A 23,097-nucleotide genomic window follows, 5' to 3' on the forward strand; every position below is an offset into this window, starting at 1 on the left:
AGCGTGCCTTCCTGGGCGGGCATGTTCGGAAATAGACCAGATATGCCTCAAAGTATGCCGGACATCCGCGCGTTGGCGCAGCTGCTCGCCCGCTATCGCGAGCCCGATAGCGCTCGCGGCGTCCTCGAACTCATAATCACCGCAGTGCCCTTCCTGGCCATCTGGATTCTGGCCTGGCATGCTTTTGACAACGGCTATTGGCTCGGCCTGCTGCTCGAGGTCCCGGCAGCCGGCTTGCTCGTCCGCCTCTTCATGATCCAGCACGATTGCGGACACGGCTCGTTCTTCCGCAGCCGGGTCGTGAATGACTGGGTCGGCCGAGCCATCGGCGTCGTGACGCTGACGCCCTATGATTACTGGCGGCACAACCATGCACACCATCATGCGGGCTCCGGCAATCTCGATCACAGGGGCCTTGGCGACATCGATACATTGACCCTGCGCGAGTTTCACACACAGTCGCGATGGCGCCGGCTGCTCTATCGTCTCTATCGGCATCCCCTGGTCATGTTTGGCGTCGGTCCCACCTATCTGTTCATCCTGAAGCATCGATTGCCGGTGGGGATGATGCGTGGCGGCTGGAAGCCCTGGCTGAGCACGATGGGCACCAATGCCGCAATCGCGGTTTTCGTCGCCGCGGCGATGTGGCTGGTCGGATACGGTCCGTTCCTGCTGGTGCATCTGCCGATCGTGGTTCTGGCGGCGTCGATCGGTGTCTGGCTGTTCTATGTCCAGCATCAGTTCGAGGACACGTACTGGTCCCACGGCGAAGACTGGAGCTTCCACGAAGCTGCGCTGCATGGCAGTTCCCACTACCATTTACCGGGCGTGTTGCGATGGTTCACGGCGAATATCGGCATCCACCACATCCATCATTTATCCAGCCGAATTCCCTGCTATCGATTGCCGGATGTGTTGCGTGACCATCCGCAGCTTGCGAACATCGGACGGATGACGCTGTTGCAGAGTTTGAAGTCCGTACCGCTGGTTTTGTGGGATGAGGAGCGGCTGCAGCTCGTCTCCTTTGCCGAAGCACGCGCTCGGGTCCACGCCCGATCTGTCGGGACCTGACGCCCGCCCGTATCATGTTAAGAGACCAGCGCGATCCGGCCTGCGATCTATTTCTCAATGCGGAAATTCCTGCAAAAGAAAATTCTTGCAAAAGGCTTGCAAAAGAGATGGGCAATCGCCTTTACATTTTGCCGTAGCGGCGGCTGGAGCCATGTCATGTTGAGCTTGTCAATCAAAGCTCGTTCTGCTCATTAGGGGTCTGAAATTGCGCAGTAATATGCGCATGCACTATCGACTAAAGTCGAAATCCAGCGAGGAAACAAAAACAATGCGCAAGCTCACTTTGGCCATTGCCGTGATCGCCCCGATGCTCGGTCAAGCCGCCTCGGCCGAGGATACCATCAAGATCGGCTATATCGATCCGCTCTCCGGCGGCGGCGCCAGCGTCGGCGAAGGTGGCCTGAAGACATTCCAGTATCTGGCCGACGAGCTCAACGCCAAGGGCGGCATCCTCGGCAAGAAGATCGAGATCATCGGTCTCGACAACAAGACCAATCCGCAGGAGAGCCTGGTGCAGGCCCAGAAGGCGATCGACGCCGGGGTCCACTACATCACGCAAGGCAACGGTTCGTCCGTCGGCGCCGCGCTCTCGGATTTCGTCACCAAGAACAATTCGCGCAATCCCGGCAAAGAAGTGCTGTACTTCAACTATGCCGCGGTCGATCCGAGCCTGACCAACGACAAGTGCAGCTATTGGCATTTCCGCTGGGATGCGAGCTCCGACATCAAGATGGAAGCGCTCACCAATTACGTGAAGGACACGCCTTCGGTCAAAAAGGTGTACCTGATCAACCAGGACTATTCGTTCGGCCAGTCGGTACGCACCGATGCGCGCAAGATGCTGGGTGCCAAGCGGCCCGACATCCAGATCGTCGGCGACGAGCTGCATCCGCTGCTGAAGGTCACCGACTTCTCGCCCTACATCGCCAAGATCAAGGCGTCCGGCGCCGACAGCGTCATCACCGGCAATTGGGGCCAGGACATCGCGCTGCTGCTCAAGGCCGCCGCCGATGCCGGGCTGAAGGTCAACTGGTACACCTATTATGCCGGCGGCGCCGGCGGTCCGACCGCGATCAAGCAGACCGGCCTCGACCATCAGGTCTTCCAGATCACCGAAGGTTTTGCCAATTCCGGTAACCAGACTGCGATGGACTTCGAGAAGGCGTTCCGCGCCAAGGTCGGTATCTCGCTGTGGTATCCGCGTGCAGTCAACGAGATGCGGATGTTCAAGGCGGCGGCCGAGAAGGCCAACTCGATCGAGCCGCTGAAGGTCGCCGCGGCGCTCGAGGATTTGAAGTTCGAAGTGCTGGACGGTGGCCAGGGCTTCATGCGCAAGGACGACCACCAGTTCTTCCAGCCGATCTACATCTCCTCCTTCGGCAAGCTCGCCGCCAACGAGCCGTTCGACGAGGAGGGCACCGGTTGGGGCTGGCATCTGGTCTCCAGGGTCGACACGCCGCAGGCCATGGTGTCCACGACCTGCAAGATGGCGCGGCCGTAATCGCTGGGATCGTCGTTCTCCCGCAGCCGTCATGGGCTGCGGGAGGACGACGGCCGGACGACGTTTGATCGGATTCACCGGGACCGCCGGGCCCCGGCCAGAGACGAGTGCACTGTGCTTGAACTGATTGTCATTTCGACCCTGAACGGCGTGCTGTTCGGCATGCTGCTCTTTCTGTTGTCGAGCGGGCTCACCGTCATCTTCAGCATGATGGGCGTGCTCAACTTCGCCCATGCCAGCTTCTACATGCTCGGCGCCTTTTTCGGCTTCCAGCTCACCAAATGGATCGGTTTCTGGCCCGCGCTGGTGCTGGCGCCGCTGCTGGTCGGCGCCATCGGCATGGCGGTTGAGCGCTACGGGCTGCGCAACACCCACAAGCACGGCCATGTCGCGGAGTTGCTGCTGACCTTTGGTCTTGCCTTTGCGATCGAAGAGATCGTGTCGATGATCTGGGGCAAGAGCCCGGTCGACTATCGCGTGCCGGCGCTGCTCGACTTCCCGGCCTTCACGATCTTCTCGACCAACTATCCCGCCTACAAGATCTTCATGCTGGCCGTGTCGGTCGTGATCTTCGTGGCGCTGCTGCTCGTGCTCAAGCGCACCCGCGTCGGCCTGATCGTACAGGCGGCGCTGACGCATCCCCACATGGTCGGGCATCTCGGCCACAATGTCGGGCGCGTCTTCATGGCGGTGTTCGGCGTCGGCAGTGCGCTGGCCGGCCTGGCCGGCGTCATTGCCGGTCCTGCTCTGGTGACGCAGTCCGACATGGCCGCTTCGCTTGGGCCTATTCTGTTCGTCGTCATCGTGTTCGGCGGCCTCGGCTCCTTGCCCGGTGCCTTCATCGCCTCGCTCGTCATCGGGCTGGTGCAGACGTTCGCGGTGGCGCTCGATGGCTCGCTGGCCAGCGCGTTCGGCCCGCTCGATCCGTCGTCGGGACCGTCCGTCCTCACCGACATCTGGAACGTCACGATCGCACAGGTCGCGCCGATCGTTCCCTATATGCTGCTGGTGCTCATTCTGATCGTTCGCCCCCTGGGCCTGATGGGGACGCGCGAGTCATGACGACTGCAACGACTTCGACCTCGAACATGACGGGCAAGCCCGCCGGCGACGGCCTGCGTTTCTACGGCGTCTGGCTGATCGGCATCGCCATGCTGATCGTCCTGCCGATGATCTTCTCCTCAGGCGGTTCGCTGACGTCCTTCAGCCTGATCGGCATCGCGATCGTCTTCGCGCTGTCCTACAACATCCTGCTTGGCCAGACCGGCCTCTTGTCGTTCGGTCACGCCGTCCACTACGGGCTGGGCGGCTTCGCGGCCTGCCACATGATGAATGCGGTGGTGTCGCACGGCTGGCCGATCCCGCTGCCGTTCATTCCGCTGTTCGGCGGCCTTGGCGGCCTGATCTTCGCTGTCATCATCGGCTGGGTCATGACCAAGCGCGCCGGCACCGTGTTCGCGATGATCTCGCTCGGCATCGGCGAGCTGGTAGCGTCGTCCTCTCTGATCCTGCGCTCGGTGTTCGGCGGCGAATCCGGCATCACCACGGACCGCACCGCGCTGCCGAAGATGTTCGGCTGGTCGTTCGGGCCGCAGCTCCAGGTGTACTATCTGATTGCGTTCTGGCTGGTGCTGGCGGCGATCGCGATGTACGCGCTCACCCGCACGCCGCTCGGGCGCATCAGCAACGCGGTCCGCGACAATCCGGAGCGCGTCCAGTTCATCGGCTACGATCCCCATGTGGTCCGCTATCTCGCCTTCTGCTTCGCCGGCTTCTTTGCCGGCATTGCCGGCGGTTTGGCCGCGATCAATTTCGAGATCGCCAACTCCGCCTATCTCGGCGCGATCCAGTCCGGCCTCGTGCTGTTCTCCACCTTCATTGGCGGCACCGCCTATTTCTTCGGCCCCATTCTCGGTGCGATCCTCGTCACCTATCTCCAGCTTGGCCTGACCAGCGTCACCAGCGTCTGGCAGCTCTATTTCGGCATCATCTTCATCGGCATTGTGATGTTCTCGCCCGGCGGCATCGCGGGCCTGTTGATGATGCACCGGCCGCTGGTTCGTGCCGGAACGCTGTGGACGGTGATCCCGTCCTATCTCGTCGCAATCGTGCCGACCCTGGCGCTTGCCTGCGGCGTCATCCTGACCATCGAGACGGTTGCGCGCTATTCCGGCGGGGAGGCCATCAACCTGTTCGGCATTGCCTTCAATCCGAAGTCACCGATGACGTGGCTCAGTGCTGCGGTTCTGGTCTTCGGCGGCGCGTTCCTCGCGCGGCTCACCTGGCGGCGGATCGCCGATGCGTGGGACAGGGCTGCGACGGTCGCTCGTGACCGGGGGTATCTGGCATGAGCGGAGCGGTATCAGCGATCGAAGTCCGCGCCGTCGAAAAGCGTTTCGGCAATGTCAGCATCATTCGCGATCTCAATCTCAGCGTCGCCAAAGGCGAACGGCACGCCATCATCGGTCCGAACGGCGCGGGAAAATCCACGACGTTCAATCTGATCAGCGGCCATATCAAGCCGACCTCGGGTGAGGTGAAGCTCAACGGCGACGTCATCTCCGGCCTCCAGCCGTTCGAGATCAACCGGCGCGGACTGTCGCGCTCGTTCCAGGTCACCAACGTGTTTGCCCGCATGTCGGTGTGGGAGAACGTGCGCTGCGCCGTGCTCTGGGCCACCGGACATCGCTATGCCTTCTGGAAGAACGTCGACAGCCTGCCCGAGGTGCGCGAGCGCACCGCGCAGATCCTGGACGACATCCATCTGACGCACCGGCGCGATGTCCCGGCCGGTCTCTTGACCTACGCCGAGCAGCGCGAGCTCGAGATCGGCATCACCATCGCCAGCGGCGCCACCGTCGTCCTGCTGGACGAGCCGACCGCCGGCATGAGCAATGCGGAGACCGAGCGCGCCATGGCGCTGATCCGGCGGCTGACCGAGGGCAAGACCCTCGTCATCGTCGAGCACGACATGAGCGTCGTGTTCGGCCTTGCCGACCGCATTTCGGTGCTGGTCTACGGCCACATCATCGCCTCGGGCACGCCGGAAGAGATCCGGCGCGACCCGAAGGTCAAGGAAGCCTATCTCGGCGAGGAGGCGCACTGATGCTCGAGGTCAGGGATCTCCACGCCTATTACGGCAAGAGCCACATCCTTCAGGGCGTCGATCTCGACGTCGCCGCCGGCGAGGTCGTGAGCCTGCTCGGCCGCAACGGCGTCGGCCGCTCCACCACGGTCAAGGCGATCATGGGCGAGGTCGCGCCGCAGGGCACGATCCGCTTCAAGGGCAAGGACATCGTCGGCCTGCCCAGCTACAAGATCGCGCGCCTCGGGCTCGGCTATGTGCCGGAGCATCGCGACATCTTCCCGAGCCTGACGGTTCGCCAAAATCTTCTGCTCGGCGTCAAGGACACAAGCCGTCCCGGCAAATGGCGGCTTCAGGACATGCTCGACATGTTCCCAAATCTCGCCGCGCGTGCCGACACCGCGGCGGGCGTCCTGTCAGGCGGTGAGAAGCAGATGCTCACCACCTGCCGAACGCTGATGGGCGATCCTGACCTGATCATGATCGACGAGCCGACCGAAGGTCTGGCGCCGTTGATCGTGCAGCAGGTCGGCGATCTCATCGCGCGCATCGCTCAGGCGGGCGTCGCGATTCTGCTGGTGGAGCAAAAGCTGTCGATCGCGATGCGCATTTCCAAGCGCGTCTACATCATGGGCCACGGCCGCGTCGTGTTCGAGGGAACGCCGGACGAGCTCAAGGCGAATGCCGCCGTGCGGCAGGAATGGCTCGAGGTCTGACCTTACCCTCAGGCGGCAGGCTCGCAGAATAGAACGGCTGCAAGCTGCGCATACGCATCTGAATTCTTCGCTACATCTCCCGCGCCCTATTCAGGCTATCGTCGCAATTGCCGACATCGCGATCGATGCGGCCGACGATAACCAAGAACAGAAGTGGAGGACGTTGGCGACGGCCTTTCGGCCCGCGTCGATGCGCTCTGCCAGGGAAGGAGATGCCGGGCATGCCTGGAAAACAACTGATACGTGGAGCTATTGCTCTCATCGCAGTCTTGGCCGCTGCGACGGCCGCTACGGCCGGAAACTACGACACCGGAGCCACCGACACGACGATCAAGCTCGGGCAGACCATGCCATATTCGGGGCCCGCCTCGGCCTATTCGGCGATCGGCCGCGCCGAGATCGCCTATTTCAAGATGCTCAACGACAAGGGCGGCATCAACGGCCGCAAGGTCGAGCTGCTCAGCATGGACGACGCCTATTCGCCGGCAAAGACGGTCGAGCAGGTGCGGCGCCTTGCCGAGAGCGATGAGGTGTTCGCGATGTTCTCGATGCTCGGCACCGGCCCGAACATCGCGGCACAAAAATACCTCAACGCCAAGAAGATCCCGCAACTGTTCCCGTCGAGTGGCGCCAGCCGCTGGAACGATCCGCAGCATTTCCCGTGGACCACCGGCTCGCAGCCGACCTACCGGACCGAAGGCCGCATCTACGCCAAGTGGATTCTGGCGAACAAGCCCGGCGCGAAGATCGCGGTCATCACCCCGAACGAGGATCCCGGGCGCGACTATCTCGCTGGCTTCAAGGAAGGTTTGGGGGAGCACGTCAACCAGATCGTTGCGGAGGCCACCTACGAGACCTCCGATCCGACAGTCGACTCCCAGATCGTCAAGTTCAAGGCCGCCGGCGCCGATGTTGTCTTTAACGAGTGCACGCCGAAATTCGCGGCGCAAGCCATCAAGAAGATCGCGGAGCTCGGCTGGAAGCCGCAGATCATTCTTCCGGCGGTCTCCAACTCCGTCGGCTCCGTGTTGACGCCTGCCGGCCTCGACAATGCCGTCGGCATCGTCACCGGCGCCTTCCAGAAGGATCCCGGTGATCCGCGCTGGGAGAATGACGCCGGGATGAAGGCCTGGCGCGAATGGATGAAGACGTACAATTCGGGCGCCGACCCCGCCGACATCTTCAACGTCACCGGCTACACCATGGCGCAGATGATGGAGCTGGTGCTGCAGCGCGCCGGCAACGATCTGACGCGCGCCAATCTGATGAAGCAGACGCAGTCCTTCAAGGACGTCGAGCTGCCGATGCTGCTGCCGGGCATCAGGCTCAACACCTCGGCCGAGCAGGTCACGCCGATCCGGCAGTTGCAGATGGCGCGCTTCAACGGCAAGTCATGGGAGCTGTTCGGCGACGTTCTCGGCGAATAGGATTGACACATCGTGACAGGCGGGCAGGGCGCGTCCCTGCCCGCTTGGAAGTGCCCGCATTGCTTGCTCCAGCCCGAGTGAAGACATGACGACACCGACAGGTCCCCTCAGCGGCATCCGCGTTCTCGATCTGACCAGCGTGCTGTTCGGTCCCTATGCCGCGCAAATGCTCGGCGATTGGGGCGCTGACGTCATCAAGGTCGAACCGCCCGCGGGCGACACCTGGCGCTACACCGGCGTGTTCCGAAACCGCGGCATGAGCGGGCAGTTCATGGCGGTCAACCGCAACAAGCGCAGCCTCGCGCTCGATCTGAAACATCCTGACGGCAAGGCGGCGCTGGCGAGGCTGATCCCGACGGTCGATGCCCTCGTTACCAATGTGCGCCCCGCGGCGATGGCCCGGCTGGGCTTCGGTTATGAGGCCTGTGCAAAGCTCAATCCGCGGCTGATCTATGCGGCTGCCACCGGCTTCGGCCAGGACGGCCCGTGGGCCGCGCGCCCCGCCTTCGACGAGATCATCCAGGCCGCTTCGGGCCTCGCGTCGTCGATCGGATCTGACGAGGAACCGGCGTTCGTGCCGAGCCTCATCGGCGACAAGATCTGCGCGATGGCAATGGTCGGCGCAGTCTCCGCGGCCTTGTTCCGACGCGAGCGCACCGGGCAGGGCCAGATGGTGGAAGTGCCGATGCTGGAAACCATTGCCGGCTTCAACAGCATCGAGATGCTGGGCGGGCACGCGTTCGATCCGCCGATCGGCCCCACCGGCTACAAGCGGATGAAGAACCGGCGCCCGGTGCGGACCAAGGATGGCTGGCTGACGATGCTGCCCTATTCCGGGGACAATTGGTGCGCCTTCTTCGAAGCCGTCGGCCGCCCTGAGCTAAGCGACGAACTCGGCGTGCGCGATCCCGTGCTGCGCTCGCAAAACATCGACAAGATCTACGACCGCATGAGCGAGATCGGGCCGACCCGCACCACCGCTGAGTGGGAGGAATTGCTGCTGCGGCTGGATGTGCCGCACACAGCGTTCGCCAGGCTCACCGAGATCGGCGAGCAACCGCATCTCGCCGCCGTCGGCTTGTTTGCGGATATCGATCATCCCACTGAGGGGCGGATCCGGCAGGCGCGTCCCGCGACGAAATTCTCAGAAAGCCCGGCCAGCCTCCATCGTATGGCTCCGCGCCTCGGCGAGCACTCGCGCGAGGTCCTCCGCGAGGCGGGTTTGAGCGATGCGGAAATCCAGGCGGCGGTCGACAGCAAGGCGGTCGGTACATCGTGATGAGCCGGGGACGGCAATGAGCCATCCCGGCAGGATCGTCTCAGGTGTTGCTTGGGTATTTGAACTCTTGCGCCGCTTTCAATTGATCGGCGGTCGCGTCCATCGAAGCATGCCAGCGATTGTCGCCGCGGTCATAGCTGATCTTGACGGCTGACGGACGAACCGCGACGTAGTGATCGCCGATCCCGAGAAAGCCACCGACGGAAAGAATGTATCCGTCGACGCCGTTCTCGTTGAACGCGACGTCCTTGATGGTGCCGATATTCTGCTTGTTGTTGTTATAGACCTCGAGGCCGATCACCTTCGAGCCCAGACTGTCCTTGGCCGGGACTGCCGTGAAAGCGCCACCGGGCGTGGCAGTGGCGTGCGCCGTCTGGGTCGTTGATCCCGCGCTTGCGCCCACGGTCATCCTGCCCTGCGCCCCGTTGACGATCAACATGACCGGATTTCCGGACTTGTCCTTGGCTTGAATGAGCACCGAGCCGGTGGCCGCCTGGACATCGGTGTACCCGGCTTGCCGGAGACTCGAGATCGCCGACTGCTGTCCGCTGGCCTGGTCGTTGCCGGACTGCGGCAGCGCGGTTTCGCCAAAGGCAGGGGCGGATGCAAGGGCGATTGCAGCCAATGCGGCCGCTGTGATTTGTGTTCTCATGAAAAGAAACTCCTTCTGACTGGATCGCCGCTCGTGCGGCTGTTCTGGACTCGCGCGCGCAGTTCAGGGACAGGGATGCCGTTGCCCGTCATATCCGAGATACGTGCCGGAACCCGGGTCATAGGACTTGAAGCGCTGTGAGCAGTAGGCGTCGTTCTCGGCTGCCTGGGCGCGACTGTTGGCGATCGCTCCTCCGATGATGGCGCCGGCCGCGAGTCCACCAAGCGCCGGTCCCACGCCGTAGGGACGTCGATAGCCGTGGCGCCATCCATGATGATGCCGATGGTGCCAGCCGCCGCGCCACTGAACGTTGACGACGTCGGAGCGAACATGGGAGCCGCCCTGAACGAGGTTGGGGGCGGCAACGGCTCCGCTTGCACCGGCCGAAATTGCAATGAACGCCGCAGCGGCAAACGGTAGTATGCGTGAGTGTATCAATTCTGGTCTCCATTCCTCTTTGCTTCGTGGGAGGCTAATTCGCGGCCTCGTGCGAGGTTCAACCAGGGTTGGTACAGAGGCGTACGGAGCAGGCAGACGGGCCTGTTCGTTCTGCGACGCTTTGCAGCATCTCGGCGAGGCGGAGAATTGCGCTTTGAACGTTTCGCCGTGCTCGCATTATTCGGGCACGGCAGCGTACCGTCGTCCATTGCAGCGCGCGGTTAGGGAGAGCAGGATCGTGTCGATGCTGGCCCCCGTTCCGGTGTCGTCGTTATCCGCAGGACCCCGGCTCGGCCCCCGAGTCGGGGTCTTTCGCGTCTGTGCTACTCTTTGGAGATGTGATCGAGCCAGCCTTGCGAGACGCCGTAGCGCACGATGTCGGCACGCGTGTAGAGACCCAATTTCTCGATTCCTCTCGACTTGTGTGTCTCGACCGTTTTGATGCTGACATCCAGCCGGTTGGCGATTTCCTTGTTGCTGAAGCCCTGAGCGATGAAGCGGAGCACCTCGGCCTCGCGTGGCGTCAGGTCGAGATGGGATGCCTTCCCGGACGGCGCGTGGTCGCCGGAGGGCGTTGGCAGGATCTTCTCGGCGATTGCAGGGTCGAGATACACGCCTCCCTCGGCGACGGCCCGGATCGCCCGCACGAGTTCGTCGGCCGCGGATCGCTTGAGCAGATATCCGCGCGCACCGGCCCGCATCATGGGCTGAACGTAGGCGCGATCTTCATGCACGGTGAGCGCCAGTAGTCGAACGTTGGGAAAATCGACGGCGATGCGTTGTGCCAGCTCGATGCCACCGATGATCGGTAGCGAGATGTCCAGAATTGCGATGTCCGGCCGTTCCTTGCCGATGATGTCGATCGCATTCTGTCCGTCGGTTGCTTCTCCCACGATGGAGATGTCCTTAACCGGTTCGAGCAGGGCTTTCATTCCCGCCAGTACGAGCGGATGATCGTCTGCCAGTGTGATTCTGATCGGCTTCACGCGCCGGCATCCTTTCCGGCCAATGGGACCGTCATGAACAGCGTCGTTCCGACGTTGTGCTCGGATTCGATGGTAAGCGCACCTCCGAGCAGCGCCAGGCGTTCTTCCATGACGGAGAGGCCAAGACGCGACGCATTGAGACCGGAGCGAGACAATTTCGTCGGGTCGAACCCCGTTCCGTCGTCTTCGACGATGACGCGCAGTTCGTCCCTTCGACGGTCGAACACGAGGCTCACGGTCCGCGCGTTCGCATGCTTCACGACGTTGTTGAGCGCTTCCTGGATGGCGCGGTACAGGGCAATCTCGATCTCCAGCGGGAGCCGGTCGACCGGGCCGAGCAACTGGACGTCGGTATTGATTCCGAAACGCCGGGTCCACTCGGCACAGAATGCTTCAATGGCTCTGTGAAGTCCCATGTCGTCGAGCGCGGTGGGACGGAGGTCCGCCGCGATCTGGTGGATGTCCCGCCCAATTCCGCTGGCAAGTCCCTGCAACCAGTGCAGCTTGTCGATCTGGGACGAGTAGAAAGGCGTCGCCTCGATCGATTGCTCGAGCTTCTTCAGGCCGAGCAGCAGGCCGGTGACCGTCTGCCCGATCTGATCGTGCAATTCGCGCGAAATTCGTCTGCGTTCATTTTCCTCGGCTTCTCCAAGTCGCCGCAGCAAACGTTGCCGATCGAACTCCGCGCGCTTCATCACGTCGACATCCAGAAGCACGCCGATGACGACGTCGGCGCTGTGTCCGTCTAAACGCGAACTGCGTGCACTGACCCGCAACCAGCGCTCGTTCGGCAGGGCGGTGCGAAATTCGGTGGCAACGGCATCGCTTCTTTCGCATTGGGATAATGTCTTCTCGAACGACGACCGGTCCGCGGGATCAATGCTGTTGAGAAGCGTCTCGAAAGGCATGCTTGCGTCTCCGGCATCGGTGCTTCGGCTGATCCTGAGCATCTCCAGCGCTCGCCGCGAGGCAACGACCTCGCCGGTGGGTACGTTCCAGCTGAAGACTCCGAGGTCCGCGGCGTCGACCATGAGACGCCGGCGCTCCTCGCTTGCCTTGAGGGCGAGCGCGGCCTGGGCTTCCTGCTCTGCACGGCGTTGGGATATGTCGCGCGCAGTGAACCAGACCAGCGCGAGCGCCAAAGCCAGGCTGACGGCTCCGCCACCGGCGAGAAAGATTGCAGAACGGCGCACTGGTGCGTCGGAGTTCATCCGTGGGAATGCCGAAATGCACGGACCAGCCGCTCGTGCCCGGCAGTTCCTTGTAGATGGAATCGACCTCTGCTCCCTCCAGTGACGTGCCGACATAGCTGCCCTCAGACCCCCGTGAGATGGCCTCGCGCACCGACGCGCTGGCGGGGCGGCCGAGTTCGAACTGCTCGGCGACGGTCCGTGCGACGATGTTGCCTCTGCCGTCCACGACGAGGCCCACCCATCCGGGCGGCGCTCCTGCGCTCTTCAGGATCTGGCTGACAGCATCTGGCACCAAGGCAACCGTCAGGACGAATTTGAGTTCGTTCTTGCGCTCGACGGGTGCCCTGAGCGCGACGAGGCGTTTGCCCGAGATCGGACCGAGAGGGCCAATTCCGCCGATGGCCGCCTTGCGGGTCGTGAGGATCCTCTCGAAATTCTCGCGATCCGCGGTCGCGCCGAGATCGGCGCCGATGGGACGCAGAAGATTGAGCACCTGGGTTCCCTTTGGGTCGACCAGTTCGATTGTTTCCCAGAGGGGCCGGGTCTCCTTCACGCGCAGGGCTTCGACGTAGAACGAGGACAGATCCGGCGTATCCAGACTCGCAGATGCCGCGAGCGTTTCAGCGATCTGGACCTGGAGAGTCAGATCCGAAGAGATGCGGGTCACGACGCGATCAAGCGTTTCGAGGGCAGCAAGACGCGAGTCGGTCCGGTCCTGGCGGGCGTTCAGAAAGACCACCCAGCCGGCGAACAGGATGAGAGGAATGGCCGCCGCCATGACGAGCAGGATCAGCGGACGCTGCGCAGCGCTCTTCGAACCAGTTGCGGCAACCGGTCTCGATCTCGGAGTATCGCGCGCGACGTGTCTGCTGATTGAAGCACTTGGAAGTGGCACGACCAATCCTTGCGTGTCAGGTTTTTCCTGACGGAACCATCCTTCAGCCCGACTGGGACGAAGGTGGTCCGACGATCATGAATAGTCAAACGTCAATCACCAGGCGACGGACATGCTCAAACTCGACCTCGTCAAGGAAGAAATGCGAAACCCGGTGGCGGCAGCCGAAGCGGTGGGCCGCATGCCCGGTCGCGCCGACTTATCGCCGTCGCCGACGGTCGCCAACGAACTCGTGGCACATCTCTGCGCTATCGCGCGCCAGGTTGCTGGACCGTTGCGAGTCGATCCGGATGTCGGCGCGACAAGTGCTGCAGGAGCGGGGCCTTCCGCTCCAACATGCGTATTTCATTGAATCCGGTGCCGCGTCCCTGACGACCCGCGCCGGCGATAGTCCGCCAGTCGAGATCCATACGCTCGGGAGGAAGGACTTCGTGGGCATTCCGCTGGTGCTTGGGATGCGTGTGTCGCCCCACCGGTGTACGGTCAACGTTCCCGGCAGAGCGCTGCGCATTGGCACGGAAGCGCTGATCGACCTGATCAAGACGGATTCCGAGATCGAGAAGCTGATGCTGCGATACGTACAGGCCTCGTTGATCCACAGCTCGCAGCTCGTCGCATGCAATTCGAGGCACAATCTGTCCCAACGCTTGGCCAGGTGGCTACTGGTCGCTCGCGACCGGATCGGGACCAACGAGATCGCGCTCACCCATCGTTGCATGGCCCAGGCCCTCGGTGTGCGGCGCGCGGGTATCACGACGGCGATCGGCGAGATGAAGGAGGCCGGACTCATCAGCCGTAGCCGCGGATGCATCGTCATCGTCGACGAGCCGAAGCTGGAGGCGGCATCCTGCAACTGTTTTCATGTCATCCGGTCTGCTCATGAGAACACCGTGTCGGGCCCGGTAGCGCTCCGCGTCGTCCATGCTTGACCTGGTGCCGGGCGTGGTGGCGAATGGCCCGACGTTTCCCTGACGGGACCGGCGCCATTTGGTGACGCTCTCTGCAGGTCCCGGGGCTCGATCGCAAGCACATGATGCTGCAGCACATGATGCTGCGTCCTTAAGACGGCGAATTAGCTTCGCGAGATTCTGTTGTGCGGGTCGAAGAATGCATCGACAGCATGCGCCAGGAGTATCCCGGCACTGAAGAGCATCATTCCAGCCAGGATATACCCGTTCATGGCTTCGTCTTCGATTCGGGAAAACATACGTAGTTGGCCAGGACCTTCCGCCATACCAGCCCGAGGAGCGACTGGACGCCGGCGTCGATCCGGCTTTTGGATCTCGAGATCGAAGCGGAGGTGTCGAGAGCAGACGGATCAGGTGCCAATCTGCGCAGGATGGCGGAAACGGTGCCATCGATCGCACGGGTGAGTTTGCTCTGCGTCGTTGATCGCACGAGCACCGGCATCTTGAATCTCCCGATGATGAGAGTGCTCCTCCAATGTGGAGGATGATGGCCTCGGGTAACAGTCGGGCTGAGTCCGCATGCGTCGTCAGGAAAATCCCGACGCCGGCGCCAGCCAATGGGCATCAGGCGATGGTGCGGTGCCGGACCTGAATTTGCGACGATCTGTCCCGTTGGCGCATGGATCGTCGAAGCGCATCGTCGGGCAATGTCACGCCATGATAGCAGAGCACTGTCGGATGCGGAGATCGTCGTGGAGGCCCTCGACGAGGTCAAGCGAATGGTCGCGCTTTGCGAAAATGCCGGGCCGAGATGCAATCAGGAGGAAATCCTGCGCATGCTCGAGTTTGTGGTCGACGATCCGGCTTTGACGCGAGCGGTCCAGCGCCTCAGATTGCGCGCGAGGCTGAGGTTGGTGGGCTGACCTGTCGAGCGTCGACGCCGAAGAGATGATTCGCCCCGGTCGACCATTGGAGCCTACGTTCAGGAACCGGAGTTAGGGACCGCAGCGATCCCTTTCGCCAGCTCCCGCCGCTGGTTTGCCGGAACGACGATGAAGCCAATGGCAAGCTGCGCCGGTCCGGCCACGACCGAGACAATCCGGGCAAGGGTTGGCCAGGATGCGAGGCGCGGCGCAACTCTTTGTGATGAGGGTCACATCCTAATGTCCGCGCCTGGACCTGACCTGCGATTCGGTCGCGGCGAGCGTTCCGCCGCAGCGACCGGCCAGCTTCAGGTCAGCCACGGTCCCGGGCCATCTTCCGCGTGCGCGATCCCTCGTATATGAAGATTTGCCCGCGAGCGGACCGAATATCGCCGGATACGGAACGCAAGGTGGCTGCGATTTCTTAATCCAATGATCGCAATCTGATCGATATGGCGCGGACTGGTACTGGACCGGGGTATGGCATGAAAGACCTGATGACGACGGCGCAATCCAATACGGCGATGCGGCGTTGGCGGCCTCCCGGACTTGTCGCGCTCGCCGCGGTCGCCGTCCTGACGGCGCTGACTGCTAGCGCCGAGGCGGCCAAGCAGGCGCGCCAGCCGGCCGAGGCGGTGGCGCCGCGTGAGGCGGGCGAACCGATCATGGCGATCGTGTCGATCAAGAGCCAGCAGGTCACCTTCTACGACGCCGACGGCTGGATCCTGCGCGCGCCGGTGTCGACCGGCACCACGGGGCGCGAGACGCCGGCCGGCGTCTTCGCCATCGTCGAGAAGGACAAGGACCACCGCTCGACCATGTATGACGATGCCTGGATGCCGAACATGCAGCGCATCACCTGGAACGGCATCGCGCTGCATGGCGGCCCGCTGCCCGGCTATGCCGCCTCGCACGGCTGCGTGCGCATGCCCTTCGGCTTCGCCGAGGGCCTGTTCGACAAGACCAACATCGGGATGCGCGTGATCATCTCGCCGAACGACGCGGCCCCGATCGAATTCTCTCACCCCTCGCTGTTCGTGCCGAAGCGGGAGGCCATCGCGGCTGTGCCGGGCCGGGCCGACAAGCTCTCCGCTGAAGCCGAGCTGGCGACCCAGGCTGCCGCCGAGGCCAAGAAGGCTGCGGCCGCGGCCGCGAAGGAGGCGGCGTCGCTTCCTGCGTCCCTGCGCAAGCTGGAACAGCAGAAGGCCAAGGCTGACGCCGAACTCGCCTTCGCCGACAGGAAGATCGCTGCCGCCAAAACCGATCAGGCGCGTGCGCAGGCCGAAGAACTGAAGCAGAAGGTCGCCACCAAGGCTGCCGATGCTGCGTCGGCGCTCGATGCCGCCAAGGCCGCCGCGCAGTCGAAGCGCGATGCCGTGGCAGCGACGAAGGAAGCCGCCAAGGTCGCGGCGACCAGGAAGGCCGAGGCCGTGACGGCTGCGACCGACGCCAGGCTCGCTCTCGAGCCGGTCTCGGTCTACATCAGCCGCGCGACACAGAAGCTCTACGTGCGGCGAAACACGCACAAGCCTGCGCCGGACGGCGGCGGCGAGGTGTTCGACACCAGCATCGAGGTTCCCGTCACCATCCGCAATCCCGACCAGCCGCTCGGCACGCATATCTTCACCGCGATGGCGAAGAGCGATACCGGCCTGCGCTGGAGCGTGGTCACGATCGAAAGCGGCGACGACGCCAAGGACGCGCTCGACCGCATCACCATTCCGCAGGACGTCTGGGATCGCATCGGGCCGACCGCGTTGCCGCGCTCGTCGATCGTCATCTCGGACGAGCCGCTGAGCGCCGAAACCAACTACCGCACCGAGTTCGTGGCGGTGCTGAGCAACCAGCCGCAGGGCGGCTTCATCACCCGCAAGCCCACCGCGCCGCCGCCGATGGAAATGGCGAGCGACGATGGCTGGGGCGGCAACGGTTTTGGTGGTTTTTTCTTCCAGCAGCGCGAGCCGAACCCGCAGCCGGTCAATCCGCGCCGCCGCGGCCAGTATCAATATTACCAGCCGGCGCAGCCGATGCAGCGGAGCTTCTGGTAAGTTGCGCGGGAGCTGAAGCTCTCCGCAACGCCTACCGCGCCTCGATCACGACAGCCTGGATCTTGCCCTCGACCGGTCCGGACCCATGGCGTGTCCGGATCGCGTCGGCAACGATGTTGGTTGCTGCCTGCAGCTTGCTGGCATCCCTTGCCTCGATCTCGTTGCGCAGCGGCGTGCCCTGGCAGAGGGCGGTCGCGACAGACTCGGCCGACGGCGCGTGGCTGATCTCGGATCGCGTTTCGATCGCGATGTCGCGGAAGCCGGCACGTTCAAGATCGGATCTGATCACGTCCCTGTCGTAATAGCCGTGCGGTGTCCGGATCATGAAACGCGGCGGATCGTCGGGAAACATCGTGCCGAGCGCAATAGTCGCCTCCTGCGTCAGCACATTGTCCTCGATCCGGTCCCAGACATTGAACACGAATGTGCCGCCCGGCTTCAGGACGCGCTTCACCTCGCCATAGGCCTTGACGCGGTCCGGAAAGAACATCGCGCCGAACTGGCAGCAGACCACGTCGAATTCGGCGTCGGCGAATGGCAGCGCCATGCCATCCGCCTGGCGCCAGGTGATGCGGTCGTCGTCCGCCTGACGTTGGGCTGCAATCGCGAGCATCGGCTCGTTGAGGTCGGTCGCGACATAGCGGATGCCGCACGGCAGCACCGCCGCCACGGCGCGCGTCACTGCACCGGTGCCCGCGGCGATCTCGAGCAGCGCCGACGGCGAGAGCGCGGCGACACGTCTTGCGATGTCGTCCGCGTAGACGGCGAAGATCATCGGGACCAGATGTTCGTCGTAAAGCTTTGGGATCGAGCCGGCGAAAACCTTGTCAGTGCTGGACATGCTTGCCTCGCTGAAGGTTCGGACGCGAGGCTCACGCTAGCATGGATCGCCGTCCAGCGTGCAGAGGTGATCCCTCCTACGATTTCGCGCCGACGACCTCGCGGATCGGCCGCGTGCCGTCCCAGTTCAACGCCGCCTGCCTGACTTTCTCGAAGAACGGCCCCTTGGTGCCGCTGATGTCGGAGATCTCGATGATGGTTCCCGGATGCGCCTGCGTGTCGAAATAGGCAAAGCGCCCCTTGTCGCCGCCGATCTGGCCCTCATGGCCGATCCTGTAGCCGAGCCCCAGCGCCTTGTCGTACAGCGCCTGGTAGTCGTGGCTCCAGTAGGACATGTGCTGCAGGCCTTCGTGGCCGGCGTCCAGAAACTCCTTGTACAGCGAGGGCGCGTCGTTGCGCTGCTGGATCAGCTCGATCTGGAGATCGCCGGAGTTCGCCAGCGCGATGCTCATCTCGACGGCGGAGTTTTGGCCGCGATGGCGGAACCAGTCGGTTCTGACGCGGTCCATGTAATACCACGGGCCGACGCCCATCACCTCGATCCAGTGCTTCATCGCGGCGTGGATGTCCCGCACCACATATCCGTTCTGGCGCACCGCGCCGAAGATGCGGCTCATGCCCGCGCTCCTCTTCTCGACTTGCTCACTTGACCTCGATCACTTGACTTCAATATTTGCGTCCTTGGCAACCTGCTTCCAGGCCGCGATATCGCGGGCATTGATGTCGCGCTGCTCGTCACCCGGCACGAATTGCGGCGTGATGCCCAGCGCCAGCAGCTTGTCTTTCACCACGGCGTCGCCGAGCGCGTCCTTCAGCGCCGCCTGCAATTTCTGTGCGATCGGCGGAGCGAGGCCGGCCGGCGCATACATCGCCCAGGACAGGCTGCGGTCGAACGGCACGCCCTGTTCCTTGTAGCTGGCGATATCCGGCAGGCTCGGCGAGCGCTCGCCGCAGGCGGCCAGCGCCTTGATCGAGCCGTCCTTCACCAGCGGCGTCGCGGTTGCCACGTCGAGCGTCGCCAGCGAGATGTGGCCGCCGAGCAGGTCGCCGGCAAGCTTGGCGATGCCGTTGAACGGTACGTGCTCGATCTTGATGCCGGTCTGCTGCATCAGGATTTCCGCGCAGAATTGTCCGGTCGAGCCGATGCCCCAACTGCCGTATTGGATCGGTTGCCCCTTCTTGGCGAGCGCAATGAGTTCCTTGATGTCATTTGCGGCAAAATCCTTGGTCGCCACCAGCATGATCGCGGAGACGCCGACGCGCCCGAGCGTCGTAAAATCCTTGATCGAATCGTAGGGCAGCTTCGGATAGATCGCTGGGGCCAGCACATGCGTGGTCATGCCGCCGACGGTGATGGTGTAGCCGTCGTTCGGCGAGGTCGCGACCATCTGCGTGCCGAGCGTGCCGGCAGCTCCCGTGTGGTTCTCGATATAGATGCTTTGCCCCAGCGTCCTGCCCATCTTGTCCGCCAGCAGCCGGCCGACCACGTCGCCGCCGCCGCCGGCGGCATAGGGCAGCAGCATCCTGATTTTGTGCGTGGGATAGGCGGCAGGATCCTCGGCGCGCGACGGCAATGTCGCCGACAGCAATGCGAGCAATGAGAGTGTGACGGTGCGCAGTATCATGATGGCATTCCCCTATTCCCAAAAACGAAATCGATAGGCCTCGCCGTGCCTGACGACGCGGCCCGCGGTCGGTGCCGGAAAGTGGCCCGTGAGCAGATAGCTCGGTGTATCCGCGAGCTCTTCCAGCAGCGCCATCCGGGTCGCGAGCGCTGCGGCCGGATCGACGTCAGCGGCATTCGACAGCCAGGGCGCGGCGCACTGGATCGGATGGTGGATGACGTCGCCGGACATCACCGCATGATCGTGGCCGCCATTGAGATGGATCTGCATGTTGCCTGCGGTGTGGCCCGGCGCCGGCGCGAAGCGCAGGGCCGCGTCGCGATCATCGAACAGGCGATGATCGGTCTCGACCAGCTCGGCAAGGCCCGCCGCGACCACCGGCAGCACGGAATCCTCGAACGAGCCGTGGTTCACCGGGCTTTTCGGTGCCGCATTGTGCATGGCCTCGAAGTTGCGGTACTCGTCGCGGCCCATCAGATAGCGCGCATTGGGGAAGGTCGGCACCCAGCTTCCGTCGAGGAGCCGCGTGTTCCAGCCGACGTGATCGACATGCAGATGCGTGCACATCACGAAGTCGACCTCTTCGGGCTTGACGCCCAGCGCCTGCAGGTTTGCGAGATAAGGCTGGTCGAGATCGTTCCACACCGGCACGCGCGGCCTTGGCTTGTGATTGCCGCAGCAGGTGTCGACGATGGCGGTCCAGCGCGGTGTGCGCACGAGGTAGGAGTGATGGCTGAGGATGAAGCGGCCGGTCTCCGGCTCGATGTAGCGATGATCGAGCCAGTTGCGGTTCTCCGCGATCACGGCGTCGGTGACGTTGGCGAACAGCCAGGTCTTGTCGAAGGCAAGCGAAGGAATCTCGCTGACGAGATCGATCCGCATGCTGCCGATTTGGACCTGCCGCATGCGTCAGTTCTTCAGGAGATCGCCGAACGGCACCCAGCGCGTGCCGTCGAAACGGATCAGCTGGAGGCTCGTCATCGGCGTATAGTGCTCGGGCGAGTTGTTCACCGCGGTGCCGTTGATCAGCATCGGCAGCTTGACGTCCTTGAGCGTCGTCGCCTGCTTCATCACATTGGCGCGGGTGAGGTCGTTGCCGGAGGCCTTCAGCACCGTCACCAGCGTCTGCGCGATGGTGTAGCCATAGACGTTGAGCCAGTCGCTCTTGTTGGCGTCCGGCATGTACTTGTCCATGAACGCCAGCCATTCCTTGTATCCGGCGTCGTCCTTGTTGGCCGGGTCGGTCGCGTCCTTCAGATACTGGCTGGAGATGACCCCGGTGGAATTGTCTTTGCCGGCCGGCACCAGCACGCCGCTGATCGAGGCCGAGACGTTGGAGATGATGGTCACGGGCTTCCAGCCGATCTCGCCGATCTTGCGGATGGCTTGTGCTGCGAATTTCGGCGTCGCCGCCACCAGTACCACGTCGGCGCCCGCGGTCTTGAGCTGGAGGATCTGGGTGTCGACCGTCGGCGCCGAGGTCTTGTAGGCCGCGCGCGCGACGATGGCTTCGCCGCTGCCGAGCCCTTCCTCCAGCGCCTTCAGATAGTCCTTGCCGAGATCGTCGTTCTGGTAGAGCACGCCGATCTTTGCGTTGGCGTGGTTCGCCTTGATGTACCTGGCGTAGGCGATGGCCTCGTCGCGGTAGGTCGGCTGCCAGCCGACGGTCCAGGGAAAGCCCTTGGGATCGTCCCACTTCGCTGCGCCCGAGCCCAGGAACAGCTGCGGCACCTTGCGGTCGTTGAGATATTTGTGCACGGCGCTGTTGGTCGGCGTGCCGACGCCGCCGAAGATCAGCAGCACCTCGTCGCTCTCGACCAGCTTGCGCGTCTGCTCGACCGTCTTCGGCGGGCTGTAGGCATCGTCCGCGATGATCATCTGGATACGTCGGCCGTTGACGCCGCCGTCGTCGTTGACCTTGCGGAAATAGGCTTCGGCGGATTTCGCGATCTGGGCGAAGGCCGACACCGGCCCGCTCAGCGGCGCGGTGGTGCCGATCCTGATGGTCTTGTCGTCGGCGCCGGGATCGTACTTGCTTTGGGCGGAGGCGGTGCCGGCCGCGAGCAGCGGCAACAGGATGCAGGCCGCACGCAGGTGAAGGCGGGCAAAGCGCGCCATGACGTCATCTCCCAAAATTGCTCCCCGCCTCTCGAATGAGCGGAGTTGAAACGCGAGAACCTGGCCCTTGCGGGCCGCGACGCTTGTCGCCACACTGGCAAACGAACGATCGTTCGTACGGTTGACTAGCGAACGATCGTTCGTTAGTCAAGCCGTCATGGCTGTCCACACCTCCAGCGCGGCGGAAGCGGCTGCGCCCACCACCCGCGAGCGCATCCTCACCGAGGCGCTCGATCTGTTCGCGCAGAGCGGCTATGGCGGCGCCTCGATGCGCGAGTTGGCGCGGCGCGTCGGTATCCGCGAGAGCAGCCTCTACAACCACTTCTCCGGCAAGGCCGCCATCCTGGAGGCGATCGTCAGCGAGCACGGCCCGGCGAGTTCTGCGAGCCGGCTGGAAGAGCCGCGTTACAGGCAGCTCGCGCGCCAGCCCGCCGCGTTCTGCAGGCAATTTGCATTGGACCTCGTCGAGCAATGGTCCGATCCGCGCGAGCACCAGTTCCAGAAGGTGATCACCGCCGAGCGCAACCGCGTGCCCGGCATCCGCGCCAAGTTCGCCGATCATTTCTATGCGCGCGAGCAGAGCATGATGACAGACTATTTCCGCGGCTTTGCGCTCGCGGGCCTCGTCTCGACGCCCGACCCGCGCGAGACCGCGCGGCTGTTCGCCGCCGGCCTGATCTACATCCGTCTCGAACATTACGTGATGGGCGCGGCGCCGTCGCCGCGGGCCAAGGTGATCGAGGCGATCGACCGCTACCTCGCCTTCTTCCTGTCGCTGATCGCGGCGGGCATCGACGACGCCAACAAGAAACGAAAACCCAAGGGAGAAACGCGTGGCAAGGCTGCCCCTGATTGATCCGGAGACGACGAGCGGCGACATCCGCGCGTCGTTCGACCGCATGCCGGTCAAGCTCAACATTTTCCGCATGATGGCACACGCCGAGGCCAACATGATCCCGGCGATGCGGCTCGGCAATTCGATCCTGCACAAGCAGAAGCTTTCTGCCGTCAACCGCGAGCTTTTGATCCTCCAGGCGGCGCAGTTGGAAGGCGGCGCCTACGAATGGCGCCAGCACGTGCCGATCGCGCTCGGCGTCGGCTGCACGCAAGCGCAGATCGATGCGGTGGAGCGCGGCGACTACGACGCCGCCGGACTGAGCGAGGCCGAGCGCGCGCTGCTGAAGTTCGGCCGCGAGGTCGTGCAGAACGTCCGTGTGCCCGACGCGACCTTTACCGCTGCGCGTAAACATTTCAGCGACCAGGAGATCGTCGAATCCATCGTGGCGCTCGGCTTCTACATGATGATGGCGCGCCTGACCGAGGCGACCGAGACCGATCTCGATCCCGCCGCGGGGATGAAGGTTTATGACGGCGGCAAGAAGTAGGCGGCTG

25 protein-coding genes are annotated in these 23,097 nt (G+C 63.5%); 14 read left to right on the top strand and 11 right to left on the bottom strand.

Features of this window, described 5'->3' with window-relative positions:
- Positions 1-42: 42 nt before the first annotated feature.
- The 8 genes from ACQ86E_RS20490 (at position 43) to ACQ86E_RS20525 (ending at position 9,079) form a co-directional block, all read left to right on the top strand.
- Positions 43-1,071 (top strand): fatty acid desaturase, encoded by a 1,029-nt coding sequence (locus ACQ86E_RS20490; protein WP_431206519.1) that lies wholly within the window; start codon positions 43-45, stop codon positions 1,069-1,071.
- Positions 1,072-1,339: 268 nt separating this feature from the next.
- The gene (locus ACQ86E_RS20495) at positions 1,340-2,572 is read left to right on the top strand and encodes a branched-chain amino acid ABC transporter substrate-binding protein (RefSeq protein WP_431201522.1); all 1,233 of its coding nucleotides are present in this window, start codon (positions 1,340-1,342) and stop codon (positions 2,570-2,572) included.
- 114 nt (positions 2,573-2,686) lie between these two features.
- Positions 2,687-3,634 (top strand): branched-chain amino acid ABC transporter permease, encoded by a 948-nt coding sequence (locus tag ACQ86E_RS20500; RefSeq protein WP_015688231.1) that lies wholly within the window; start codon positions 2,687-2,689, stop codon positions 3,632-3,634.
- The gene (locus ACQ86E_RS20505; RefSeq protein WP_431201523.1) at positions 3,631-4,923 is read left to right on the top strand and encodes a branched-chain amino acid ABC transporter permease; all 1,293 of its coding nucleotides are present in this window, start codon (positions 3,631-3,633) and stop codon (positions 4,921-4,923) included. The genes ACQ86E_RS20500 and ACQ86E_RS20505 overlap by 4 nt, the downstream gene beginning before the upstream one ends.
- On the top strand, positions 4,920-5,678 hold the full coding sequence (locus ACQ86E_RS20510) for an ABC transporter ATP-binding protein (RefSeq protein WP_431201524.1): 759 nt from the start codon (positions 4,920-4,922) through the stop codon (positions 5,676-5,678). The genes ACQ86E_RS20505 and ACQ86E_RS20510 overlap by 4 nt, the downstream gene beginning before the upstream one ends.
- A complete protein-coding gene (locus tag ACQ86E_RS20515) occupies positions 5,678-6,373 on the top strand; it encodes an ABC transporter ATP-binding protein (protein WP_431201525.1) in 696 nt (231 codons plus the stop codon). The genes ACQ86E_RS20510 and ACQ86E_RS20515 overlap by 1 nt, the downstream gene beginning before the upstream one ends.
- A 212-nt stretch (positions 6,374-6,585) precedes the next feature.
- Entirely contained in the window at positions 6,586-7,800 is a 1,215-nt protein-coding gene (locus tag ACQ86E_RS20520; RefSeq protein ID WP_431201526.1) for an ABC transporter substrate-binding protein, read from the top strand.
- An 85-nt stretch (positions 7,801-7,885) separates the two neighbouring features.
- Positions 7,886-9,079: a CaiB/BaiF CoA transferase family protein gene (locus tag ACQ86E_RS20525; RefSeq protein ID WP_431201527.1), complete on the top strand. Its 1,194-nt coding sequence runs from the start codon at positions 7,886-7,888 to the stop codon at positions 9,077-9,079.
- A gap of 40 nt (positions 9,080-9,119) precedes the next feature.
- On the opposite strand, the gene ACQ86E_RS20530 is transcribed toward ACQ86E_RS20525, so the two are convergent.
- The 5 genes from ACQ86E_RS20530 to ACQ86E_RS20550 form a co-directional block, all read right to left on the bottom strand.
- Entirely contained in the window at positions 9,120-9,731 is a 612-nt protein-coding gene (locus tag ACQ86E_RS20530; RefSeq protein ID WP_431201528.1) for a PRC-barrel domain-containing protein, read from the bottom strand.
- Between the two features lie 63 nt (positions 9,732-9,794).
- Positions 9,795-10,169 (bottom strand): BA14K family protein, encoded by a 375-nt coding sequence (locus tag ACQ86E_RS20535; RefSeq protein ID WP_431201529.1) that lies wholly within the window; start codon positions 10,167-10,169, stop codon positions 9,795-9,797.
- Positions 10,170-10,492: 323 nt separating this feature from the next.
- Positions 10,493-11,155, bottom strand: a complete 663-nt coding sequence (locus ACQ86E_RS20540) for a response regulator (protein WP_431201530.1) — start codon at positions 11,153-11,155, stop codon at positions 10,493-10,495.
- The gene (locus ACQ86E_RS20545; RefSeq protein WP_431201531.1) at positions 11,152-12,063 is read right to left on the bottom strand and encodes a sensor histidine kinase; all 912 of its coding nucleotides are present in this window, start codon (positions 12,061-12,063) and stop codon (positions 11,152-11,154) included. Before ACQ86E_RS20545 ends, ACQ86E_RS20540 begins: the two co-directional genes overlap by 4 nt.
- Positions 12,032-13,126 (bottom strand): cache domain-containing protein, encoded by a 1,095-nt coding sequence (locus ACQ86E_RS20550; protein WP_431201532.1) that lies wholly within the window; start codon positions 13,124-13,126, stop codon positions 12,032-12,034. Before ACQ86E_RS20550 ends, ACQ86E_RS20545 begins: the two co-directional genes overlap by 32 nt.
- A 229-nt stretch (positions 13,127-13,355) precedes the next feature.
- On the opposite strand from ACQ86E_RS20550, the gene ACQ86E_RS20555 reads away from it, so the two are divergent.
- Positions 13,356-13,595: a hypothetical protein gene (locus tag ACQ86E_RS20555; protein ID WP_431201533.1), complete on the top strand. Its 240-nt coding sequence runs from the start codon at positions 13,356-13,358 to the stop codon at positions 13,593-13,595.
- Positions 13,534-14,172 carry a Crp/Fnr family transcriptional regulator gene (locus ACQ86E_RS20560; protein ID WP_431201534.1) on the top strand — a complete coding sequence of 213 codons (639 nt, stop codon included), beginning with the start codon at positions 13,534-13,536 and terminating at the stop codon, positions 14,170-14,172. The genes ACQ86E_RS20555 and ACQ86E_RS20560 overlap by 62 nt, the downstream gene beginning before the upstream one ends.
- Positions 14,173-14,419: 247 nt before the next feature.
- Here ACQ86E_RS20560 and ACQ86E_RS20565 read toward each other — a convergent pair whose 3' ends face one another.
- The gene (locus ACQ86E_RS20565; protein ID WP_431201535.1) at positions 14,420-14,653 is read right to left on the bottom strand and encodes a hypothetical protein; all 234 of its coding nucleotides are present in this window, start codon (positions 14,651-14,653) and stop codon (positions 14,420-14,422) included.
- A 250-nt stretch (positions 14,654-14,903) separates the two neighbouring features.
- Here ACQ86E_RS20565 and ACQ86E_RS20570 point away from each other — a divergent pair, with 250 nt between their 5' ends.
- Positions 14,904-15,074 (top strand): hypothetical protein, encoded by a 171-nt coding sequence (locus tag ACQ86E_RS20570; protein ID WP_431201536.1) that lies wholly within the window; start codon positions 14,904-14,906, stop codon positions 15,072-15,074.
- 485 nt (positions 15,075-15,559) lie between these two features.
- Complete coding sequence (locus tag ACQ86E_RS20575; RefSeq protein WP_431201537.1) at positions 15,560-17,122, top strand: L,D-transpeptidase; 1,563 nt, start codon at positions 15,560-15,562, stop codon at positions 17,120-17,122.
- Between the two features lie 31 nt (positions 17,123-17,153).
- Here ACQ86E_RS20575 and ACQ86E_RS20580 read toward each other — a convergent pair whose 3' ends face one another.
- The 5 genes from ACQ86E_RS20580 to ACQ86E_RS20600 all read right to left on the bottom strand — a co-directional run bounded on the left by ACQ86E_RS20580 (position 17,154) and on the right by ACQ86E_RS20600 (position 21,705).
- On the bottom strand, positions 17,154-17,963 hold the full coding sequence (locus tag ACQ86E_RS20580) for a class I SAM-dependent methyltransferase (protein ID WP_431201538.1): 810 nt from the start codon (positions 17,961-17,963) through the stop codon (positions 17,154-17,156).
- Positions 17,964-18,039: 76 nt separating this feature from the next.
- Entirely contained in the window at positions 18,040-18,579 is a 540-nt protein-coding gene (locus tag ACQ86E_RS20585) for a VOC family protein (protein WP_431201539.1), read from the bottom strand.
- A 39-nt stretch (positions 18,580-18,618) separates the two neighbouring features.
- The gene (locus tag ACQ86E_RS20590) at positions 18,619-19,587 is read right to left on the bottom strand and encodes a Bug family tripartite tricarboxylate transporter substrate binding protein (RefSeq protein ID WP_431201540.1); all 969 of its coding nucleotides are present in this window, start codon (positions 19,585-19,587) and stop codon (positions 18,619-18,621) included.
- 12 nt (positions 19,588-19,599) lie between these two features.
- On the bottom strand, positions 19,600-20,493 hold the full coding sequence (locus ACQ86E_RS20595; RefSeq protein ID WP_431201541.1) for an MBL fold metallo-hydrolase: 894 nt from the start codon (positions 20,491-20,493) through the stop codon (positions 19,600-19,602).
- Positions 20,494-20,496: 3 nt separating this feature from the next.
- Positions 20,497-21,705 (bottom strand): ABC transporter substrate-binding protein, encoded by a 1,209-nt coding sequence (locus tag ACQ86E_RS20600; RefSeq protein WP_431201542.1) that lies wholly within the window; start codon positions 21,703-21,705, stop codon positions 20,497-20,499.
- A gap of 157 nt (positions 21,706-21,862) precedes the next feature.
- Here ACQ86E_RS20600 and ACQ86E_RS20605 point away from each other — a divergent pair, with 157 nt between their 5' ends.
- Both ACQ86E_RS20605 and ACQ86E_RS20610 read left to right on the top strand, forming a co-directional pair.
- A complete protein-coding gene (locus ACQ86E_RS20605; protein WP_431201543.1) occupies positions 21,863-22,561 on the top strand; it encodes a TetR/AcrR family transcriptional regulator in 699 nt (232 codons plus the stop codon).
- On the top strand, positions 22,539-23,090 hold the full coding sequence (locus ACQ86E_RS20610; protein ID WP_431201544.1) for a carboxymuconolactone decarboxylase family protein: 552 nt from the start codon (positions 22,539-22,541) through the stop codon (positions 23,088-23,090). Before ACQ86E_RS20605 ends, ACQ86E_RS20610 begins: the two co-directional genes overlap by 23 nt.
- Positions 23,091-23,097 lie beyond the last annotated feature (7 nt).

Origin of the sequence: Bradyrhizobium betae (assembly GCF_050632175.1) — a bacterium.
GTDB lineage: Bacteria > Pseudomonadota > Alphaproteobacteria > Rhizobiales > Xanthobacteraceae > Bradyrhizobium > Bradyrhizobium betae_B.